Annotated in this window: 18 protein-coding genes; 10 read left to right on the plus strand and 8 right to left on the minus strand. The window is 61.3% G+C overall.

Annotated features, from left to right (window positions below):
• Positions 1-153: 153 nt before the first annotated feature.
• Both ACI512_RS10685 and ACI512_RS10690 read right to left on the minus strand, forming a co-directional pair.
• Complete coding sequence (locus tag ACI512_RS10685) at positions 154-2418, minus strand: putative bifunctional diguanylate cyclase/phosphodiesterase (RefSeq protein ID WP_405121759.1); 2265 nt, start codon at positions 2416-2418, stop codon at positions 154-156.
• Between the two features lie 138 nt (positions 2419-2556).
• Positions 2557-2922: a YkgJ family cysteine cluster protein gene (locus ACI512_RS10690; RefSeq protein ID WP_231808033.1), complete on the minus strand. Its 366-nt coding sequence runs from the start codon at positions 2920-2922 to the stop codon at positions 2557-2559.
• A 251-nt stretch (positions 2923-3173) separates the two neighbouring features.
• Here ACI512_RS10690 and ACI512_RS10695 point away from each other — a divergent pair, with 251 nt between their 5' ends.
• Complete coding sequence (locus ACI512_RS10695; RefSeq protein ID WP_405121760.1) at positions 3174-4520, plus strand: spinster family MFS transporter; 1347 nt, start codon at positions 3174-3176, stop codon at positions 4518-4520.
• Positions 4521-4639: 119 nt separating this feature from the next.
• On the opposite strand, the gene rapA is transcribed toward ACI512_RS10695, so the two are convergent.
• Positions 4640-7486: an RNA polymerase-associated protein RapA gene (rapA, locus tag ACI512_RS10700; protein ID WP_012722659.1), complete on the minus strand. Its 2847-nt coding sequence runs from the start codon at positions 7484-7486 to the stop codon at positions 4640-4642.
• A 219-nt stretch (positions 7487-7705) separates the two neighbouring features.
• Between rapA and ACI512_RS10705 the strand changes: the two genes are divergently transcribed.
• Complete coding sequence (locus ACI512_RS10705) at positions 7706-8047, plus strand: hypothetical protein (protein WP_043204931.1); 342 nt, start codon at positions 7706-7708, stop codon at positions 8045-8047.
• Here the strand turns inward: ACI512_RS10705 and ACI512_RS10710 are convergent.
• The 3 genes from ACI512_RS10710 to ACI512_RS10720 form a co-directional block, all read right to left on the minus strand.
• Entirely contained in the window at positions 8044-9225 is a 1182-nt protein-coding gene (locus ACI512_RS10710; RefSeq protein WP_236378773.1) for an aminotransferase class V-fold PLP-dependent enzyme, read from the minus strand. The two genes, ACI512_RS10705 and ACI512_RS10710, sit on opposite strands and share 4 nt — an antisense overlap.
• Positions 9222-9692, minus strand: a complete 471-nt coding sequence (locus ACI512_RS10715) for a RidA family protein (protein WP_064055000.1) — start codon at positions 9690-9692, stop codon at positions 9222-9224. The genes ACI512_RS10710 and ACI512_RS10715 overlap by 4 nt, the downstream gene beginning before the upstream one ends.
• 90 nt (positions 9693-9782) lie before the next feature.
• Positions 9783-10649: a LysR substrate-binding domain-containing protein gene (locus tag ACI512_RS10720; RefSeq protein WP_236378770.1), complete on the minus strand. Its 867-nt coding sequence runs from the start codon at positions 10647-10649 to the stop codon at positions 9783-9785.
• 97 nt (positions 10650-10746) lie between these two features.
• Between ACI512_RS10720 and ACI512_RS10725 the strand changes: the two genes are divergently transcribed.
• Together ACI512_RS10725 and ccoM are read left to right on the plus strand one after the other, a co-directional pair.
• On the plus strand, positions 10747-10941 hold the full coding sequence (locus ACI512_RS10725) for a hypothetical protein (RefSeq protein WP_134434970.1): 195 nt from the start codon (positions 10747-10749) through the stop codon (positions 10939-10941).
• A gap of 143 nt (positions 10942-11084) precedes the next feature.
• On the plus strand, positions 11085-11201 hold the full coding sequence (gene ccoM / locus ACI512_RS10730; RefSeq protein WP_010212341.1) for a cytochrome c oxidase subunit CcoM: 117 nt from the start codon (positions 11085-11087) through the stop codon (positions 11199-11201).
• Between the two features lie 166 nt (positions 11202-11367).
• Here ccoM and ACI512_RS10735 read toward each other — a convergent pair whose 3' ends face one another.
• Positions 11368-12843 carry an inorganic phosphate transporter gene (locus ACI512_RS10735; RefSeq protein WP_012722665.1) on the minus strand — a complete coding sequence of 492 codons (1476 nt, stop codon included), beginning with the start codon at positions 12841-12843 and terminating at the stop codon, positions 11368-11370.
• A 314-nt stretch (positions 12844-13157) separates the two neighbouring features.
• Complete coding sequence (locus ACI512_RS10740) at positions 13158-13358, minus strand: hypothetical protein (protein ID WP_003189295.1); 201 nt, start codon at positions 13356-13358, stop codon at positions 13158-13160.
• Between the two features lie 563 nt (positions 13359-13921).
• Between ACI512_RS10740 and pcaR the strand changes: the two genes are divergently transcribed.
• The 6 genes from pcaR (at position 13922) to pcaH (ending at position 20003) form a co-directional block, all read left to right on the plus strand.
• A complete protein-coding gene (gene pcaR / locus ACI512_RS10745; RefSeq protein ID WP_012722667.1) occupies positions 13922-14764 on the plus strand; it encodes a pca regulon transcriptional regulator PcaR in 843 nt (280 codons plus the stop codon).
• A gap of 145 nt (positions 14765-14909) precedes the next feature.
• Positions 14910-16250, plus strand: coding sequence for an MFS transporter (locus tag ACI512_RS10750; RefSeq protein WP_012722668.1), 1341 nt, complete (start codon positions 14910-14912; stop codon positions 16248-16250).
• A gap of 195 nt (positions 16251-16445) precedes the next feature.
• Positions 16446-17303, plus strand: coding sequence for a CoA transferase subunit A (locus ACI512_RS10755; protein WP_010212331.1), 858 nt, complete (start codon positions 16446-16448; stop codon positions 17301-17303).
• The gene (locus ACI512_RS10760) at positions 17300-18082 is read left to right on the plus strand and encodes a CoA-transferase subunit beta (protein ID WP_012722669.1); all 783 of its coding nucleotides are present in this window, start codon (positions 17300-17302) and stop codon (positions 18080-18082) included. Before ACI512_RS10755 ends, ACI512_RS10760 begins: the two co-directional genes overlap by 4 nt.
• A complete protein-coding gene (gene pcaF, locus ACI512_RS10765) occupies positions 18079-19281 on the plus strand; it encodes a 3-oxoadipyl-CoA thiolase (RefSeq protein WP_173390398.1) in 1203 nt (400 codons plus the stop codon). The genes ACI512_RS10760 and pcaF overlap by 4 nt, the downstream gene beginning before the upstream one ends.
• A gap of 17 nt (positions 19282-19298) precedes the next feature.
• A complete protein-coding gene (gene pcaH, locus ACI512_RS10770; RefSeq protein WP_012722671.1) occupies positions 19299-20003 on the plus strand; it encodes a protocatechuate 3,4-dioxygenase subunit beta in 705 nt (234 codons plus the stop codon).
• Position 20004: the final 1 nt, after the last annotated feature.

The following is a 20004-nucleotide window of genomic DNA, read 5'->3' on the forward strand; positions in this document are numbered from 1 at the left end:
GGAATGGGAGTTCGCGACTTTGCAGTGCGTCCTTGTCCGGGACGATCGGGCTTGACCCTGTTGTGCTCAGGGAAAACCTGGCCGGACTCTGATGAATCGGCCGTTCGTCGGCGTTCTTTAGGCAAATGATGGCGAAATGCCAAAGTTTAGGCGTCAGCGAATTGGCCTGACGATGGACGTGTTGCCTGTGCGCGTGGGGCCAGGCTCTTTCGGTGCGCTGCTGTCTTTGGCGCCCACCAGGCTGTGCGGATAGAGTGGGTTGCGCAGGTTGATACCCTGCATGACACCGATGATGTCGCTGACGGGCACTGCCGGGCTCAAGAGGTAGCCTTGGACGAAATCACAGCCATGCTTGAGCAACAGCTCGAACTGCGCCTGGGTTTCCACGCCTTCGGCGACGACCTCCAGGTGCAGGGTATGGGCCATGCCAATAATCGCCTGGACAATCTCGATATCGGCGGTGGACTTGGGAATGTCCTGGATAAACGAGCGGTCGATCTTCAAGGTGTTGAGGGGAAGGCGCTTGAGGTAGGCTAGGGACGAATAGCCGGTACCAAAGTCGTCGATGGCCAGCGACACGCCTAGCGCGCGGATTTGCCGCAGCAGCGCCAGGGTGCTGCTGATGTTGCCCATCAGCGCGTTTTCGGTGACTTCCAGTTCCAGGCGGTTGGCGGCAATTGCACTGAAACGCAGCGCATCCTCGATTTCGTCCGCCAGTTCATCCCGGGCCAGGTTAAGGGCCGAGCAGTTCACCGCCATGGTCAATTCGGTATAGCCCCGGTCAGACAGCAGGCTCAGGTCATGACAGGCTTGGCGCAGCACCCAGTGGTCCAATTCGGCAATCAGCCCGTTGCTTTCGGCGATACCGATAAACCGGTCCGGCGCCAGCAGCCCATGCTGTGGGTGTTGCCAGCGCACCAGGGCTTCCAGCCGTGTGACCTTGCCCAGTTTCATGTCAAAGATCGGTTGGTAGAACAGCACCAGTTGGTTACGGGTGCGCAGGGCGCCGCGCAGTTCTTCTTCCAGTTGCAGTTCGAGGAAGGCTCGGGTTTTCAGGTTGGAACTGAAGAAGTTCAGGCTGTTGCGCCCCGCGTCCTTGGACTGGTACAGCGCCAGGTCGGCGGTTTTGAGCAACTCTTCGCAGGTCAGGCCGTCATCGGGATACAGGCTGATGCCGATGCTGGTGGTCATCACCATACGGCGGCCGGCCAGTTCGATGGGCTCCTTCATCTGTTGCATGATGCGCTGGGCCAGGTGCCGGGCTTCGTCGCGGTGATGAATGCTGATCAGAATGCAGAATTCATCACCGCCAAACCGCGCCACCACATCCGCATGGCTGCGCACCGAGCCCTTGATATGCCCGGCCAGCACGGTGAGTAATTGGTCACCGGCGTCATGCCCGAGGCTGTCATTGATGCGCTTGAAGTGGTCGATATCGAGGAAGATCACCGCCATCATCCCGTTTGACGCGGCTTTTTCGGCGAGTTTTTCCGCGAAGATCTGATTGAAACCCCGCCGATTGAGCAGGCTGGTCAAGGCATCGTAATGGGCTACCTGTTGCAGCGAGGCGCGGGCCTGGTCCAGTTCGCTGAGCAGGGCATTGACCCGGCGCAGGTCGCGTTCTTTGTGTTGCAGCTTCTTGTCGGCCAGGGCGGCGCTGATGCTGCTGCCAATGACCAGCAGGGTGATGACCGCCACCGACAAGCCCAGTTGAATGGGGTTGTTATCCGAAGGCAGTGAGAGGTCAGCGCCGGCGGGGACGATCAACTGCAGGGCCGCCATGCCCGTAAAATGCATGCTCAGGATTCCCGCGCCCAGGACCAGGCTGGCGGCGTATTTGAGCAGTTGATGAAACACGCCGGTGCCCGTGCGCAAGTAACTCGACAGCAACAACGCGGCCAGGCTCGCCCCCATGGCGATGCCCACCGAGGCCAGGAACAATCCCGAGTCGAAATACAGTTGGGCCTGGGAACGCATGGCCGACATGCCCACGTAGTGCATCAAGGCGATGCCGATCCCCATCCATATAGACGCCAGCACATACTGGTGAAAGCGTAGGCTGGAATGACTGAGCGTTTGCATGGCAAACAGCGACGCGATCAGGGCGATCATCAAGGACGCGAACGTCATCGACAGTTCGTAGTGAATCGCGATTGGCGCCTGGAAGGCCAGCATGCTGATGAAGTGAGTGGACCAGATCCCGCCGGCCAGGCAGCCAGCGCCGAGCCAGCGCCAGTGGCGTCTTGCGGTAGGGTCCTCGACGTGGCCGACGCGCTCGGCCATGTCCAGCGTGCCGAAACCCGCCGCGCAAGCGACCAGGTAGGCCAGCAGTACCAGGAAGGGGTTATGACTGCAATTGAGTAATAAGTGCCCGCTCTCTGGAAGTGCGGTAAAAAAATGCAGACCTAGCCATTCCATAGCATGTCCCGTCATAGAGTCACGTCACTGCCTACGGCGATGACCTATGAGGTCCAGTATAGAAGCCTCGCGGAATTTGCCACGAATAATGGCATTTTGCTGTGAACCATTTTGGCATGCCGCCCATAGCGTTTGATGCTAAGCGCTGATGGGCAGTGTCAACTCGAAGGGGGCTTCCAGGGGGGGCAGGCCAAACGCCGCACGTGCGGCATCGCAATCGACGTTTTGTACGCCTTGGTACCACGAGGACTCGAATTCGCGGCATACGCTCGAACGCTGCTCGTAGATCGTGCAACGGGTGGCCTGGCCCACGTCACCCTCAAGGCTGCAGCAGCGCGCAGGTTTCTGGTCGGTGCCGATCATTGCCACGCGGGTCGGGTTGATCTGCACCACCAAGTCATCGGGCACCGTGCCTCCCGACGAGGCGCATTCACCCCAGAAGAACGACACACGAAAGTGTGAACAACAGGCACCGCAATTCAGACACGGACTGGCTTCGGACATGGGCGTCATCGATAAGAAAGTAGAATGGGGTGTTACAGGAAGGCTCGCCATTCTATCCGTGCCATGGCCATTGGGAAGAGGGGGCAGAACTTATATTTTCCGTAGGGAAAGTCCCAGGATGCCGGGTGAAATCATGCCCTATCAGCTTTACGAATCATTACAGACAAGCCTCGCCCGCCTGACTATGTTGCAGGTACCGGGCAGGATGCATCGGGCATCGCAGCTCTCATAACAATAAAAGAGACGGACCCATGCAGAACTCGACCCAAGCGGCGAATGCCTGGCGCATTCTGTTCCTGCTGTTCCTCGCCAACCTGTTCAACTTCTTCGATCGGACCATTCCCGCGATCATCATCGAGCCAATCCGCATGGAATGGCACCTGAGTGACTTCCAGCTCGGCATCATCGGCACCGCTTTCACCATCGTCTACGCCATTGCTGGCCTGCCGCTCGGGCGACTGGCCGATACCGGCTCGCGCAGCAAACTGATGGGGTGGGGCCTGTTCGCCTGGAGCGGGCTGACGGCGGTGAACGGTCTGGTCGGCAGTTTCTGGACGTTTTTGCTGGTGCGCATGGGCATTGGCATTGGCGAAGCCAGCTATGCGCCAGCCGCCAACTCATTGATTGGCGACCTGTTCCCGGCGCACCGCCGCGCGCGGGCCATGGGGATTTTCATGCTGGGGCTGCCCTTGGGGCTGTTGCTGGCGTTCTTTACCATCGGTTGGATGGTCAAGGCGTTCGACAGCTGGCGAGCGCCGTTCTTTATCGCGGCCGTGCCGGGGATGATCCTTGCTGTGTTCATGTTCTATATCAAGGAGCCCAAGCGCGGCGCGGCGGAAACCGTGCAGGTCTCCCAGCAACGCGTCGACCGCCCGATCCGTCGCGTGCTGGCGGTGCCGACCTTCCTGTGGCTGGTGCTGGCCGGGTTGTGCTTCAACTTCGCGACCTATGCCTGCAACTCATTCCTGGTGCCGATGTTGCAGCGTTATTTCCTGATGCCGTTGCAGGATGCCGCCGTGGCAACCGGGGTGATCGTCGGCCTGACCGGCCTGGTGGGCCTGACCCTGGGTGGCTGGATCGCCGACAAGATCCATCAGCGTGTCGCCAACGGCCGGCTGCTGTTCGCCGCGTTCAGCCTGATCATCTCCACCGTGACCACGGCCTGGGCGTTGCACGCCGGGCGCATTGAGATTGGTGTGTTTGTGGCGCTGTTCAGTGTGGGCTGGCTGTTCGCCTATAACTTCTACACCTGCGTGTACACGGCGATCCAGGACGTGGTCGAACCGCGCCTGCGGGCCACGGCGATGGCGCTGTTTTTTGCCGGGCTGTATTTGTTGGGTGGCGGCATGGGGCCGATCGTTGTAGGGGGCTTGTCCGACCATTTTGCTCATTCGGCGATGTATGCGGCGGGGGCGGAGCAGATGACCGAGGCTTACAAGGCGGTGGGGTTGCATGACGCCATGTACCTGATTCCGGTGGCGTTGTTCCTGACCATGCTGTTTCTGTTCCAGGCGTCGCGCAGCTTTGTGCGGGATGCCAAGAAGATGAAAGAGGGGTTGAGCGGGGTGGAGGTACCTGCTGCGGCGGTTGCTGTTTGAGACCGCAATGACGCCATCGGGAGCAAGCCCCCTCCCACATTTGACTGCGTTCACAAATCAACGTGTGGGAGGGGGCTTGCCCCCGATGAGGCCCTCAAGACAAAGAAAGAAGGCAGCTATTAACCGGCGACCAGAACCCGAATCGCTTCCAAGCGCAGCGCCGCCTTATCCAGCATGGCCAGGCCTTGCTCGCGTTGGGTGCGCAGGGCAACCAGCTCGCTGTCGCGTACGGTCGGGTTGACCGCTTGCAACGCGGTCAGGCGCGCCAGTTCTTCGTCGGTGTCTGCCGCCAGGCGGCGTTTGGCCTCGGCTACGCGCTCGGCATGGCGTGGGGTGATCTTCTCTTCACCGGCGTTGATCCGCGGCGTCAGCTGGTCGCGCTGGGCCTGGATGAACTTGTTAGCGCTGGCACGTGGCACGCTTTCCAACTGGTCGTTGAGGGTTTCGAAGGTCACACGGCCGGACAGGTCGTTGCCATTGGCATCCAGCAGGCAGCGCAGGGCGGCCGGTGGCAGGTAGCGGCCCAGTTGCAGCGAGCGCGGGGCAACCACTTCGCTGACGTAGAGCAGTTCCAGCAACACGGTGCCCGGCTTGAGCGCCTTGTTCTTGATCAATGCCACGGCGGTGTTGCCCATGGAACCGGACAGCACCAGGTCCATGCCGCCCTGCACCATCGGGTGTTCCCAGGTGATGAACTGCATGTCTTCGCGTGACAGTGCCTGGTTACGGTCGTAGGTGATGGTCACGCCTTCGTCGTCGCCCAGGGGGAAGCTGGCGTCGAGCATTTTTTCGCTGGGCTTGAGGATCAGCGCGTTTTCCGAATGGTCTTCGCTGTCGATGCCGAATGCGTCGAACAGGGTTTCCATGTAGATCGGCAGGGCGAACTGATCGTCTTGCTCGAGGATGTCTTCCACCAGCGCATCACCTTCGCCTGCGCCGCCTGAGTTGAGCTCCAGCAGACGGTCGCGGCCGGTGTGCAGCTCCTGTTCCAGACGCTCGCGCTCGGCACGGGCCTCGTCGATCAGGGCTTGCCACTCGCCGTCGTCGGCGTTTTCCAGCAGCGGCAGCAGGCGTGGGCCGAACTGATGCTGCAAGGCGTTGCCGGTCGGGCAGGTGTTGAGGAACGCGTTCAGCGCTTCGTGGTACCACTGGAACAGGCGCTCTTGCGGGCTGGTTTCCAGGTATGGCACGTGCAGTTCGATCACGTGTTTCTGACCGATCCGGTCCAGACGGCCGATCCGCTGTTCCAGCAGGTCGGGGTGGGACGGCAGGTCGAACAGCACCAAGTGGTGGGAGAACTGGAAGTTGCGGCCTTCACTGCCGATTTCCGAGCAGATCAGCACCTGGGCGCCGAACTCTTCATCGGCGAAGTAGGCGGCGGCGCGGTCACGCTCGAGGATGTTCATGCCCTCGTGGAACACCGTGGCCGGGATGCCGGAGCGCACGCGCAGGGCGTCTTCCAGGTCCATGGCGGTTTCGGCGTGGGCGCAGATCACCAGGACCTTGGTGCGCTTGAGCATTTTCAGCTGGTCGATCAGCCACTCGACCCGTGGGTCGAAGCGCCACCAGCGGTGTTCTTCTTCAACGTCCGGCTGCGACTGGAAGCTGACTTCCGGGTACAGCTCGGCGTGTTCGCCCAGCGGCAACTCCATGTACTCGTCCGGGTTCGGCAACGGGTAGGCGTGCAGCTTGCGCTCCGGGAAGCCTTGCACGGCGGCGCGGGTGTTGCGGAACAGCACGCGGCCGGTGCCGTGGCGGTCGAGCAGCTCACGCACCAGGCGTGCGCTGGCTTCGGTGTCGCCATCGTTGACGGCGGTCAGCAGTGCTTCGCCTTCATTGCCGAGGAAACCCTGGATAGTCTCGTGGGCCTTGGGGGACAAGCGGCCCTTGTCGAGCAACTCCTGCACGGCTTCGGCCACCGGGCGATAGTTCTCGCTCTCGGCGCGGAAGGCGTGCAGGTCGTGGAAACGGTTCGGGTCGAGCAGGCGCAGGCGCGCGAAGTGGCTGTCCTGGCCGAGTTGCTCGGGGGTAGCGGTGAGCAGCAGCACGCCGGGAATTACTTCGGCGAGTTGTTCGACCAGCGAATATTCGGCGCTGGCTTTGTCTTCATGCCACACCAAGTGGTGGGCTTCGTCGACCACCAACAGGTCCCAACCGGCCGCGAACAGTGCGTCCTGGGCCTTTTCGTCGTCGACCAGCCATTCCAGGGCCACCAGAGCCAACTGGGTGTCTTCGAACGGGTTGGTCGCATCGCTTTCGATAAAGCGCTCTTCATCGAACAGCGCGACCTGCAGGTTGAAGCGGCGGCGCATTTCCACCAGCCACTGGTGCTGCAGGTTTTCCGGTACCAGGATCAACACGCGGCTGGCGCGGCCCGACAGCAGTTGGCGATGGATCACCAGGCCGGCTTCGATGGTCTTGCCCAAGCCGACTTCGTCAGCCAGCAATACCCGTGGCGCGATACGGTCAGCGACTTCACGGGCGATGTGCAATTGGTGAGCGATAGGTTGCGCACGCACGCCACCCAGGCCCCACAACGAAGACTGCAATTGGCGGCTGGTGTGTTCCAGCGTGTGGTAACGCAGCGAGAACCAGGCCAGCGGGTCGATCTGCCCGGCGAACAGGCGGTCGCTGGCCAGGCGGAACTGAATGAAGTTGGACAGTTGGGTTTCCGGCAGGGTGACCTGCTCGTGCTGCCCATTGAGGCCGTGGTACACCAGCAGGCCGTCGACATCGTCGACTTCCTGCACGGTCATTTTCCAGCCTTCGAAATGGGTGATGGAGTCACCCGGCGAGAACCTCACGCGGGTGAGGGGCGCATTCCGTAGCGCATACTGGCGGGTGTCGCCAGTGGCCGGATAGAGCACGGTCAACAAGCGGCCGTCCTGTGCCAGAACGGTGCCTAACCCCAGCTCTGCTTCGCTGTCACTAATCCAGCGTTGCCCCGGTTGATACTGCTGCGCCATGCTGCCTGACTCCCGCCGTGAAAAAGCCGACTATCTTAACGGAACAAGCCCCCACGCCCAAGGACTCTGACAAAAACTACTCCCTGGGGGTGGCACATCGGAAGCTGAATCGACGGGTGGCGGGCACTTGCGAGTGTCGACTGGGTCACAGGTTGGCGAGCTTGTGCTCAAGTCACCCTGCAACCCGCCGACAGCCTGTTGATCAGGAGAATAATCACTATGCTGCCACCCATGCTGCCCGTCAGCGTTGTGCCGGTCACGTCACAACTCGATCCGGTACGTCAGAAGCCGGATATCCCGCCCGTGGTGCCAGTGCAACCGGGCTCCAACGAAAGCACCATCGACCTGAAAAAGGGCGATGCCGAGACGTCGACGTTTTTGCTGCGCGAAGAACAACGTCGCCAGCAGGAACAACAGAAACGCCGGCGTGAAGCCGAGGACGACCCGGAGCAGCACCTGGCCATTCCGGGGGATGTGCTCAACGCCGACAATACGGTGCCGGTGATACCGCTGATCGAAGATGCGCCACGCCAAGGCCTGTGGGTGGACGTCGAGGTTTAGTCATGCAGTGCCCGCAGGGCCGTTATCAGCACCTCGATCTCGTGTTCGGTATTGAGCGGGCTGACAGAAATCCGCGCCACGCTTTCAAGGCCCCGCGCCTGCATATCCAGCGGCGTATAGGCGACACCGTTGGCCCCGATGTTGATGCGCTTCAACCCCAGGCGCCGCTTGAGTTCAAAGGCGTCCCAACCCGCCAGGTTGAAGGCGATCAAGCCTGACTGGCGAGTGCCCAGGTTATGCAGGGTAATGCCCGGAACCCCACGCAACGCTTCGCGGATTCGCTCGCTGGTCTGCGAAACCCTTTCCCATAGGCGCTCGATTCCGAGCCTGTTCATCTCTTGCAACGCATTGCCCAGCCCCGCCAGCAAGGCGAAGGATGTTTCGCTGGTTTCAAAGCGCCGTGCGTCATGGCGCAGGTCGAACCCCTGGGCGGTCCAGGGCGCTGAAAACACGTCACGCTGAACAGGGTTCAAGCGCTCTAGAAACGCCGGTCGCACATACAACAGCGCGGTGCCTCGTGGCCCACGCAGGTGTTTGCGTCCGGCTGACTTGAGCACGTCACAGTGCAGCGCTTGCACATCCACCGGCAGTTGGCCGACGGCTTGGCCGGCGTCGATGAAGTAGGGGATTGCGTGACGCCTGGCCACTTCGCCGATGGCCTGGGCGGGGTTGATCAGGCCGCCGTTGGCCGGGAGCCAGGTGAGGTCGATCAACTTCACGCGAGCGTCGATCATCGACTCCAGCGCCATTGGGCAGACTGCGCCGCTGTCGTCGCAGGGGATAACCTCCACCCGAGCGCCTGCTTGCACCGCCCCTTCCATGCTGGCCAGGTTACCGCCCCATTCGTGGCGGCCGACCAGAATGCGATCGCCCGGCTGCCACGGCCCCAAGGCTTGGAACGCCATGCTCCAGGCGGTCGAGCCACTGCCGGCAAACGCGATGGATGAGACCGGGGCGTTAAGCAGTTGCGCGGCGGCACGGCGGGCTTTTTCCACCAAGACGGCGCCATGCTCGCCGGCTTCCATTGGACCCTCGCGGGCTTCCCGTTGCAGGTGTTCGATGATCGCATCGAGGGTCGCCTGGCTCGGCAGCGAGGCACCGGCGTGGTTGAAGTGCACGATGCCGGACTGGCAACCAGGCGTGTTGTCCCGCAAGTGCTGAACGTCGAGCGGGCTCATGGGCGCAGCTCGAAAATGGCATCGACCTCCACCGCCACGCCGGCCGGCAGGCTGGAAACGCCTACGGCGGTGCGCACATGCCGGCCCTTTTCGCCAAGGGCGTTGACCAGCAAGTTGGAGGCGCCGTTGGCGACCACGCTCTGTTGTTTGAAGTCAGCGCCGCTGGCGATAAACACCCCCAGGCGCACGGTGCGTACCAGTCGTGAGAGGTCATCACCGAGGGCATCGCTCAACTGCCCCAGCAGGCCCAGGGCCGCGAGTTCTGCCGCGTGTGCGCCTTCCTCATCGCTGATGGACTCGCCCAACCGGCCGACGTAGGCCGGTTTGCCGTCCACCAGCGGAATCTGACCGGAGACAAACAGGTGGTTCTGGCTGACGACGTGGTTGATGTAATTGGCAATCGGCTGGCTGGGCGTAGGCAGTGCGAGGCCGAGGGCGTGCACGCGTTGGTGGAGGGAGTCGCTCATGATCAATCCTCTGGGGTCAGGAGGTTTCAGCATGTTGGCTGTATCGAAGGGCGACAAACGGATAGATCTCACGCGACCTATCGAAATAACTCACGCGTCGGCGCAGGCTTCCTTCAACCACTGGCTGAAACACGCGGCAGCTTCACTGGCGGGACCTTGAGGGGCGATGAGCCAGTAACCGATGTCACTGTGGTAGGGCGGCCAATCGAACGCTTCTACCAGGCTGCCGTCCTGCAGCCTGCGTTCGATCAGGCGATGACGGCCCATGGCGATGCCTTGGCCGGCCACGGCGGCTTCGACCACGATGTTGTAGTCGTGCAGCATCACGCGGGGATGGTGGGCGAGGTCGACCTGATAGTGCTCGGCCCAATCGGTCCATTCAAAGGGGCGGTGTGACGTCGCCATCAGCAGCGGGCTGTCCTGCCGTACCTTGAACGCAGGGCTGCACACCGGGGAGATGACTTCCGGCATCAGTCGCGTGGCCTGCACGTCGGGCCAATCACCCTTGCCGTAGCGGATGGCCAGGTCGACCTCGGCGCCAGCGACGTTCGCGAGTTGAATGGCCGGCAATAGCTCCACCTGGATAGGGGGATAGCGATTGAGGAACCCAGCCAGACGCGGCGCCAGCCACAGGGTGGCGAAGGACGCCAGCAAGCCGATGCGTAACACGCTGGCGCTGGGGGTGGCCCGTTGGGCGCGGGTGGCCGCGGCGATGGCGTCGAGCGCCGGGCGGATTTCGTCGTAGTACTGTTGGCCGTCGGCGGTCAGGTCGATCGCGCGCGTGCGTCGGATAAACAGCGGTTTATCCAAGTACTGCTCAAGTTTTTGCACCTGGTGACTCAGGGCACTTTGGGTCACCGACAACTCGTTCGCGGCCTTGATAAAACTCAAATGCCGCGCCACGGCTTCGAAGGCGCGCAGGGCCAGCAACGGCGGAAGGTCCTTGTGCAGTGCCACCTGGGTGCGTCTCCGGGTCTGGAAAAGTAGCGATTTTGGGCGATGGCCTGCCTTTTGTCGCTGGCTGATTTGCCGTTGGGCGGGGGAGGCCGCATTATTGGACCATTCCCTCCACGACGTAAGCCAAGCCATGAGTGAAGACGACAAGCTGATCGACCTGAATGCCGAACGCGCCAAGCGCGTGCATGACCTCAATGACAAGCGCCTGAATGAAGTGCGCCAGGCCTTCGAACAGGCAATGCCGCTGGGTAAAGTGAAGAAAAAACCGAAGAACAAACCGAAAAAGCGTTGAAACAGCCTGCATCCATTGATGCAGGTCAGTTATTGCCCTTCTTTACGCTCCGTCGTGGGCGACATTGATCCCCGTCAATTTTCCAATCCGCCTTCTGCATTAACTTAGCCCTATCGCAACAGGGCAAGTGCAGGAGGCCGGTCATGTTTATCGATAATGTGGTGTTTGCCGGAGTGCTGACTGTGAGCCTCATGGTGATGTTTTTTGTAGGGTTTGGAATTTTTATCTGGAAAGACGCGAACAAGCGTAAAAAACCATAGGTTTTTCCGGGTTACATGAGCACGCAAGGCATTTTGGGCGACTTCGGTCGCCCTTTTTTTTGCCTGCGATTTGATAATCAACACAGGGACAACAGGTGGGTTTGGAATTGGGCAATAAAAAAGGTGCGAGCCTCACGGATCGCACCTTTTTTAGTGCAAGCGGCTATCAGCTGCCGAGTGCCTTGGACGCCAACCAGAACAACCCGGCCGATAGGGCCACGGTGGCTGGCAGGGTCAGCACCCAGGCCATCAGGATCGTTTTAACGGTGCCGCCTTGCAGGCCGCTTTTATTGGCGACCATGGTACCAGCCACACCCGACGACAGCACGTGGGTGGTGGACACCGGCAGTGCGAAGATATTGGCAAAGCCAATCATGGTCGCGGTGGTGATCTGCGCCGACATGCCTTGGGCATAGGTCATGCCCTGCTTGCCGATCTTCTCGCCGATGGTCAGTACCACACGCTTCCAGCCCACCATGGTGCCCAGGCCCAAGGCCAGTGCGACGGCGAGGATTACCCAGAACGGTGCGTATTCGGTGGTGGCGGTCAGGTCTTTGCGCAACTTGTCGAGGTCGGACTTCTCACGTGCCGGCAGGCCTGGCAATTTGCCGACTTTCTTCGCGGTGTCGTCCAGGCAGAGCAGGTAGCGGCGTACTTCGATACGGTGATCGGCCGTCAGCGAATGGTAGTCGGAGACACCTTTCAACGTACCCAGCAACGCATTGATGGTCGGCTCGGTCTGTTGCGGGTTGCAACGGAACTTGCCCGGCAGGTCGTCCTTCACGCTTTTGCCCAAGGCCAGGAATTCACCCAGGGTCTCATGGTTGCGCTGGTAGAACTGGTTCAGGTGCAAGGTGGCGTCGCGGGTACGCTCGATCTGGTAGGTGGTGCTGCCCAGGTCGAGTACGAACTGCGCCGGCACGATACCGATCAGCACCAGCATGATCAGGCCGATGCCTTTCTGACCGTCGTTGGAGCCGTGCACGAAACTCACGGCCATGGCGGAAATCACCAGGACCAGGCGGTTCCAGAACGGTGGATGCTTCTTGTCATCAAGCTTGCGGCGCTGGTCCGGGGTCTTGTGCATCTTGGACAGCGGACGCCACCACTTCAGGCCGAGCAGCACCAGGGCTGCGACCAGGAAGCCGGCCATCGGCGAGAACACCAGCGATGCGCCGATATCCACCGCTTTCTGCCAGTTCACACCGTCAGCCAGGGGGATGTCGTTGATCAGGGCATTGGCCAGGCCGACACCGAGGATCGAGCCGATCAGGGTGTGGGAACTGGAGGCTGGGATGCCGAAGTACCAGGTGCCCAGGTTCCAGGTGATCGCTGCAGCCAATAAAGAGAAGACCATCGCCAAGCCATGGCCGGTGTTCACATTGATCAGCAGCTCCACCGGCAGCAAATGCACGATGGCGTAGGCGACACCGACACCACCGAGCAATACGCCGAGGAAGTTGAACACCCCGGAGAAGAACACGGCCAGGTGCGGCGGCATGGCTTTGGTATAGATGACTGTGGCCACCGCGTTAGCGGTGTCATGAAAGCCATTGATGAACTCGAAGGCGAGGACAAAGGCCAGGGCGAGCAGCAGGCTCACGAGAACCCAAGCATCCAGTCCGCTGAATAAATCGATCATGAAGGTTTTCTGACCCGGTCGTAAGGGGGCGCGATTATGCCAGAAAACCTCAGTAATCGATGCACTAGCTGCTCATCGGTAAGCATCTTCCCTGAAAAAAACCTCGGTAAAGGGGTGCATCCCAGGGTTTTCGGGGCTTTGGCAAGTCTTTGATTTATAAAGCAGAGGGGCCGCAGGGCGGGTGATTGTCACAAAATCGTCACGCCAGAAACATTTGTATGAAATTTTACTGTTAGTGGTGGGATGCAGGCTTGCTGACTGCTAGCTATGTGCCAGCAGTCAAGGCCAGAACCTTGAGGGTCAAACCGAATCGCTTATGGCTCTTCGGTTTTGAGTTCCTGTTCAATCTTTTGGATTTCCTGGGCAAATGCCTGGTCGAGCAGGCTGGCTCGTTTGCGCCATGGTTTGCGTTCAGGTTCAGGCTGGGCGGCGTAGGTGGTGACTTCCCCGCCGTAAACGTCCTTGTAACGTTGCTCCTGGCGCTCAAGTTCCGCGCGCAGTTCATCTTTCGTCACATTGTTACCTAATTGAGTTGAGTGTAAATACGTTGCAGCGTTATGCCGGAATGCGCCCTCGGGGTGTTTCAAGTTGACCCGTGGAAACGTTCAACTTTGGACCCTGCAGGGGCGGCACTTGTTTAGTGCAGACATTCGAGACAGATAGTTGCGACCAATAATGCACGGCCTGCGCATCATCGAGTGGGCGCCGGTTCCGATACTGCAAACCGGGCGAACCTGCGCATAGAGTGCATTATAGCGATGCATTTGAATAACACTATCGGCATAAAGTTAAAAACCGTCAACTTTGTGTGAGCGTTTTGTTACACGGATGCGCCGGTAATTGCACAAATTCTGGCGTCATAAATTCCACCTAACTTCAGGCATTATGTTAGCCGCTCTTTTAATGTCACTGCAGTCGTGCAGCCTGGCATGGCTGGGTGCCAGAAAATTGCGATAATCGAATGATCGTCCGATAATCGCACAATGTTATCGGCACTGTCTTGTGCAGGCCGGCTGACGCGGCTTGTAATAGCCATCTAACCTCCCCAGCGGTCGACAATAAGAGAAAGGATCCCGACATGAACGATCAATTGCGCAACTCTTTCGCGTCAGCGGCGCCGCCGATCGTTGCCTCTCCGGCCAAGCGTATCCAAGCGTTTACCGGTGATCCGGACTTCATGACCTCCCTGGCCCGTGGCCTGGCCGTGGTGCAGGCGTTCCAGGAACGCAAGCGCCACCTCACCATCGCCCAGATCAGCCACCGAACGGAAATCCCCCGCGCCGCCGTGCGCCGTTGCCTGCACACCTTGATCAAGCTCGGTTACGCCACCACCGACGGGCGGACCTATTCGCTATTGCCCAAAGTCCTGACCCTGGGCCATGCCTACCTGTCGTCCACACCGCTGGCGGTGTCGGCCCAGCCCTACCTGGATCGCATGAGCGAGCAACTCCACGAAGCCTGCAACATGGCGACACTCGAAGGTGACGACATCCTCTATATCGCCCGTTCGGCCACCACCCAGCGCCTGATTTCCGTGGACCTGTCGGTGGGAGGGCGGTTGCCGGCCTATTGCACCTCCATGGGCCGCATTTTGCTCGCGGCGTTGGACGATGCCTCGCTGCAGGACTACCTCGACCACGCCGACCTGCAAACCAAGACCAGCCGCACCCTCACGACGCCCGAGGCGCTGTTCGAATGCCTGCAACAAGTGCGTCAACAGGGCTGGTGCATCGTCGACCAGGAACTGGAGCAGGGCCTGCGTTCCATTGCGGTGCCGGTCTACGACGCGTCGGGCCAGGTGTTGGCCGCGCTGAACGTCAGCACCCATGCCGGGCGTGTCAGCCGCAGTGAGCTGGAACAGCGCTTCCTGCCGAGCATGCTCAGTGCCAGCCGCGAGTTGAGTGCGCAGCTGTTTGCCTAAGCTGTTCGGTGACCGCACAGAACCCGGGTTGATGAATTGACGGTGTTTCCCCTGGCTTATTAATGTGCGGCAGCGCTCGAAGGGGCGCCGAATAATAACGACGGCCCCAGGTCGTCAGCCCGCCATCGGTGTGGAAATAAAAATAATGAATCAGCCCTCTGTCGGTACTCCGTTGGACGTCCAGTCCTTCATCAATACCCAGCCTCTGTCACGTTATCAGTGGCGCGTGGTGATCCTGTGTTTCCTGATTGTTTTCCTCGATGGCCTCGACACCGCCGCCATGGGCTTTATCGCGCCTGCATTGTCCCAGGACTGGGGCATCGACCGCGCCAGCCTCGGTCCGGTGATGAGCGCCGCATTGATCGGCATGGTGTTCGGCGCGCTGGGCTCCGGCCCGCTGGCGGATCGTTTCGGGCGCAAAGTGGTGCTGGTGGGGGCGGTGCTGGTGTTTGGCGCGTTCAGCCTGGCGTCGGCCTACAGCAGTAACGTCGATCAGTTGCTGGTGCTGCGCTTTCTCACCGGGCTGGGCCTGGGCGCCGGCATGCCGAATGCCACGACCCTGCTGTCCGAATACACCCCGGAACGTCACAAGTCGTTGCTGGTGACCAGCATGTTCTGCGGCTTCAACCTGGGCATGGCCGGCGGCGGGTTCATCTCGGCCAAGCTGATCCCGGCGTTCGGCTGGCACAGCCTGCTGCTGATCGGCGGCGTCCTGCCATTGATCCTGGCGTTGGTGTTGCTGGTGTGGTTGCCCGAATCGGCGCGTTACCTGGTGGTGCGCAATCGGGGGACCGACAAGGTGCGCAAAACCCTGTCACCCATCGAGCCCTCCATCGTCGCCCAGGCCACCCATTTCAGCGTGCCCGAGCAGAAAACCGTCAAGGCCCGTAACGTATTCGCGGTGATCTTTTCCGGTACCTACAGTGCCGGCACCTTGCTGTTGTGGCTGACCTACTTCATGGGCCTGGTGATCGTTTACCTGCTCACCAGCTGGCTGCCGACCCTGATGCGCGACAGCGGCGCCAGCATGGAGCAGGCGGCATTTATCGGTGCATTGTTCCAGTTCGGTGGTGTGTTGAGTGCGGTGGGTGTGGGGTGGGCGATGGACCGATTCAACCCGCACAAGGTCATCGGCACGTTCTACCTGTTGGCCGGGGTGTTTGCCTATGCGGTGGGGCAGAGCCTGGGCAATATCACCTTGCTTGCCACCCTGGTGCTGATCGCCGGCATGTGTGTCAACGGTGCGCAATCGGCGATGCCGTCCCTGGCCGCACGCTTCTACCCGACCCAAGGCCGCGCCACCGGCGTGTCGTGGATGCTCGGCATCGGTCGCTTCGGCGCGATCCTGGGGGCATGGATGGGCGCGACCTTGCTGGGGCTGGGCTGGAACTTCGAGCAGGTGCTGACGGCGTTGGTGATTCCCGCCGCGTTGGCCACGGCCGCTGTCGTGATCAAAGGCATGGTCAGCCACGCTGACGCCACCTGAGGCCTGTGGGAGGGGGGCAAGCCCCCTCCCACATTGATTGAGCGTTGTCTGAATGATTAGCGAGATAACAATTCGTTCGATAATCGAACGCTGAGTCGATTATCGGATTGTTTGGCCCGTTTCCCCGGCTTAATCTTCAAGCACTTCGGCGCCACCTCAGCGCCTTTTTCGATCCACACCGGGAGCCCGAACCCCATGGCTGAAATCCTCGCGCTGCGTGACGCGGTGAAGCAATTTGTGAACGACGGCGATACCGTCGCTCTGGAAGGCTTTACCCATCTGATCCCTACGGCAGCGGGTCATGAAATCATTCGTCAGGGCAAGAAAGACCTGACGCTGGTGCGTATGACGCCTGACCTGATCTACGACCAGTTGATCGGTGCCGGCTGCGCCCGCAAGCTGATTTTCTCCTGGGGCGGCAACCCGGGTGTGGGCTCCCTGCATCGCCTGCGCGACGCGGTCGAGAAGCAATGGCCGCAACCGTTGGAAATTGAAGAGCACAGCCATGCCGACCTGGCCAATGCCTATGTCGCGGGTGCCTCGGGCCTGCCGTTCGCGGTACTGCGCGCCTACGCCGGTTCCGACCTGCCCAAGGTCAACCCGCTGATCAAGACCGTGACCTGCCCGTTCACCGGTGAAGTGCTGGCGGCGGTGCCGTCGGTGCGTCCGGACGTCACCGTGATCCACGCACAAAAGGCCGACCGCAAAGGCAACGTGTTGCTCTGGGGCATCCTCGGCGTACAGAAGGAGGCGGCCCTGGCGGCAAAGCGCTGCATCGTCACCGTCGAAGAAATCGTCGATGACCTCAATGCACCGATGAACAGCTGCGTGCTGCCGACCTGGGCCCTGACTGCGGTGTGCCATGTACCGGGTGGCGCGCATCCGTCTTACGCCCACGGCTACAACGAACGCGACAATCGGTTCTACCAGGCGTGGGACCCGATCGCCCGCGACCGTGGGACCTTTACCGCGTGGATCAATGAATACATCCACGGCACTGCCGACTTCACCGAATTCCAGGCCAAGCTGGCCACCGCGCAGGAGGCCAAGTGATGGCTTACTCGACCAATGAAATGATGACCGTCGCCGCCGCGCGCCGCCTGAAGAACGGCTCCGTCTGCTTCGTCGGCATCGGCCTGCCGTCCAAGGCGGCCAACTTGGCGCGCCTGACCTCGTCGCCGGATGTGGTACTGATCTATGAGTCCGGCCCGATTGGCGCCAAGCCCTCGGTGCTGCCGCTGTCCATCGGCGATGGCGAGTTGGCGGAAACTGCGGACACCGTAGTGCCCACCGGTGAGATCTTTCGCTACTGGCTGCAGGGTGGACGCATTGACGTCGGCTTTCTCGGCGCGGCCCAGGTCGATCGTTTCGGCAACATCAACACCACGGTGGTCGGTGACTATCACCAACCCAAAGTGCGCCTGCCGGGTGCTGGCGGTGCGCCGGAGATCGCCGGTTCGGCCAAGAGCGTGCTGATCATCCTCAAGCAGTCGTCGCGTTCGTTTGTCGACAAGCTGGACTTCATCACCTCAGTCGGTCACGGCGAAGGCGGCGACTCGCGTAAACGCCTGGGTCTGCCGGGCGCCGGGCCTGTAGGGATTATTACCGATCTGTGCATCATGGAGCCGGAAGCGGGCACCCATGAGTTCGTGGTCACCGCGCTGCACCCTGGGGTCACCCGTGAGCAAGTGGTGGCTGCCACCGGTTGGGCCATTCGTTTTGCCGATCAGGTCGACACCACCGCCGAACCGACGGATGTTGAGCTGACTGCACTGCGTGACCTTGAAGCACGCACCGCGGCCGCCCATGGCCAAGCACCGGGAGAAGCGTGATGCGCGATGTCTTTATCTGTGATGCCATTCGTACCCCCATCGGCCGTTTCGGGGGGGGGCTGTCCAGCGTGCGTGCCGATGACTTGGCCGCGCTGCCGATCAAGGCGCTGATCGAACGCAACCCGTCGGTGGACTGGAATGCGGTCGATGAAGTGTTCCTCGGCTGCGCCAACCAGGCCGGTGAAGACAACCGCAACGTGGCGCGCATGGCGCTGTTGCTGGCGGGCCTGCCGGACAGCGTTCCGGGCGTGACCCTCAACCGCTTGTGCGCCTCGGGCATGGACGCGATCGGCACGGCTTTCCGGGCGATTGCCAGCGGCGAAATGGAACTGGCGATTGCCGGTGGCGTCGAGTCGATGTCCCGTGCGCCCTTCGTCATGGGCAAGGCCGATGCGGCGTTCTCGCGCAACATGAAGCTGGAAGACACCACCATCGGCTGGCGTTTTATCAACCCCTTGATGAAAGAGCAGTACGGCGTGGATGCGATGCCGCAGACCGCTGACAATGTCGCCGACGATTACAAGGTGTCTCGCGCCGACCAGGACGCTTTTGCCCTGCGCAGCCAGCAACGCACCGCTGCGGCCCAGGCCGCCGGCTTTTTCGCCGAAGAAATCGTACCGGTGCGGGTCGCCCATAAAAAAGGCGAAACCGTGGTGGAACACGATGAGCACCCACGGGACACCACCCTGGAAGCCCTGGCCAAACTCAAACCGGTCAATGGCCCGGACAAGACCGTCACCGCCGGCAACGCTTCGGGTGTGAATGACGGTGCGGCAGCGCTGATCCTGGCCTCCGCCGAGGCCGTCAAGAAACACGGGCTGACCGCCCGCGCCCGCGTATTGGGCATGGCCAGCGCCGGTGTTGCACCGCGTGTGATGGGCATCGGTCCGGTGCCCGCGGTGCGCAAACTGGTGGAGCGTCTGGGCCTGGCGGTCACTGATTTTGACGTCATCGAACTGAACGAAGCCTTCGCCAGCCAAGGCCTGGCGGTACTGCGCGAACTGGGCATCGCCGACGACGCTCCCCAGGTCAACCCGAACGGCGGCGCCATCGCCCTCGGCCACCCGCTGGGCATGAGCGGCGCGCGGCTGGTGCTGACGGCCCTGCATCAACTTGAGAAAACCGGCGGCCGTAAAGGCCTGGCGACCATGTGCGTGGGGGTAGGCCAAGGCCTGGCCCTGGCGATTGAACGCATCTAATAAGAGAGGATTGCTCCATGAGTGACAAGCCCGGATACCGGCGCCCGCAAGCGGGCACTCAACCGGATTACCTGCACCCGGCCTATCAGTCGACGAACCTGCGTTCGCCGTCCAAACCGTTGGTGTTCCTGCCCCATTCATTGTCGGAAATCACCGGCCCGACCATCGGCGCCGAACGTGTCGATCCGAAGGACAACGACCTCACCGCCCAGCATGAAGGCGAGCCCCAGGGCGAGCGCATCATCATTCATGGCCGTGTGCTCGATGAAAACGGCCTGCCGGTGCCTGGCATCCTCGTGGAAATCTGGCAGGCCAACGCCGCCGGCCGCTACAACCACAAGCGCGACCTGCACGACGCGCCGCTGGACCCGAACTTCACCGGCACCGGCCGCACCGTCACCGACGCCGAGGGCTGGTACCAGTTCCAGACCATCAAGCCCGGCGCCTACCCGTGGGGCAACCACCACAATGCGTGGCGCCCGGCGCATATCCACTTTTCGCTGTTCGGCCCGAGCGTGCTGACGCGGTTGGTGACGCAGATGTACTTCCCCGGCGACCCGCTGCTGGAATACGACCCGATCTACAACTGCGTACCCGATACCCGCGCCAAGGAACGCTTGATCGCCCGTTTCGACTTGGAAAAAACCATTCCTTCCTATGCGCTCGGCTACCGCTGGGACATCGTCCTGCGCGGCCGCGACGCCACGCCGATGGAGAAATGAG

Source organism: Pseudomonas petroselini (assembly GCF_045037875.1).
In the GTDB taxonomy this organism is placed as follows: domain Bacteria; phylum Pseudomonadota; class Gammaproteobacteria; order Pseudomonadales; family Pseudomonadaceae; genus Aquipseudomonas; species Aquipseudomonas petroselini.

Bases quoted from the DNA above. Each gene is read 5' to 3' on its own strand.
- pcaR (WP_012722667.1), top strand. From the start codon at position 13,922: ATGAACGATCAATTGCGCAACTCTTTCGCGTCAGCGGCGCCGCCGATC.
- ACI512_RS10695 (WP_405121760.1), top strand. From the start codon at position 3,174: ATGCAGAACTCGACCCAAGCGGCGAATGCCTGGCGCATTCTGTTCCTG.
- ACI512_RS10755 (WP_010212331.1), top strand. From the start codon at position 16,446: ATGGCTGAAATCCTCGCGCTGCGTGACGCGGTGAAGCAATTTGTGAAC.
- ACI512_RS10750 (WP_012722668.1), top strand. From the start codon at position 14,910: ATGAATCAGCCCTCTGTCGGTACTCCGTTGGACGTCCAGTCCTTCATC.
- ACI512_RS10710 (WP_236378773.1), bottom strand. From the start codon at position 9,225: ATGAGCCCGCTCGACGTTCAGCACTTGCGGGACAACACGCCTGGTTGC.
- ACI512_RS10690 (WP_231808033.1), bottom strand. From the start codon at position 2,922: ATGTCCGAAGCCAGTCCGTGTCTGAATTGCGGTGCCTGTTGTTCACAC.
- pcaH (WP_012722671.1), top strand. From the start codon at position 19,299: ATGAGTGACAAGCCCGGATACCGGCGCCCGCAAGCGGGCACTCAACCG.
- ACI512_RS10715 (WP_064055000.1), bottom strand. From the start codon at position 9,692: ATGAGCGACTCCCTCCACCAACGCGTGCACGCCCTCGGCCTCGCACTG.
- rapA (WP_012722659.1), bottom strand. From the start codon at position 7,486: ATGGCGCAGCAGTATCAACCGGGGCAACGCTGGATTAGTGACAGCGAA.
- ACI512_RS10685 (WP_405121759.1), bottom strand. From the start codon at position 2,418: ATGGAATGGCTAGGTCTGCATTTTTTTACCGCACTTCCAGAGAGCGGG.
- ACI512_RS10735 (WP_012722665.1), bottom strand. From the start codon at position 12,843: ATGATCGATTTATTCAGCGGACTGGATGCTTGGGTTCTCGTGAGCCTG.
- ccoM (WP_010212341.1), top strand. From the start codon at position 11,085: ATGTTTATCGATAATGTGGTGTTTGCCGGAGTGCTGACTGTGAGCCTC.
- ACI512_RS10705 (WP_043204931.1), top strand. From the start codon at position 7,706: ATGCTGCCACCCATGCTGCCCGTCAGCGTTGTGCCGGTCACGTCACAA.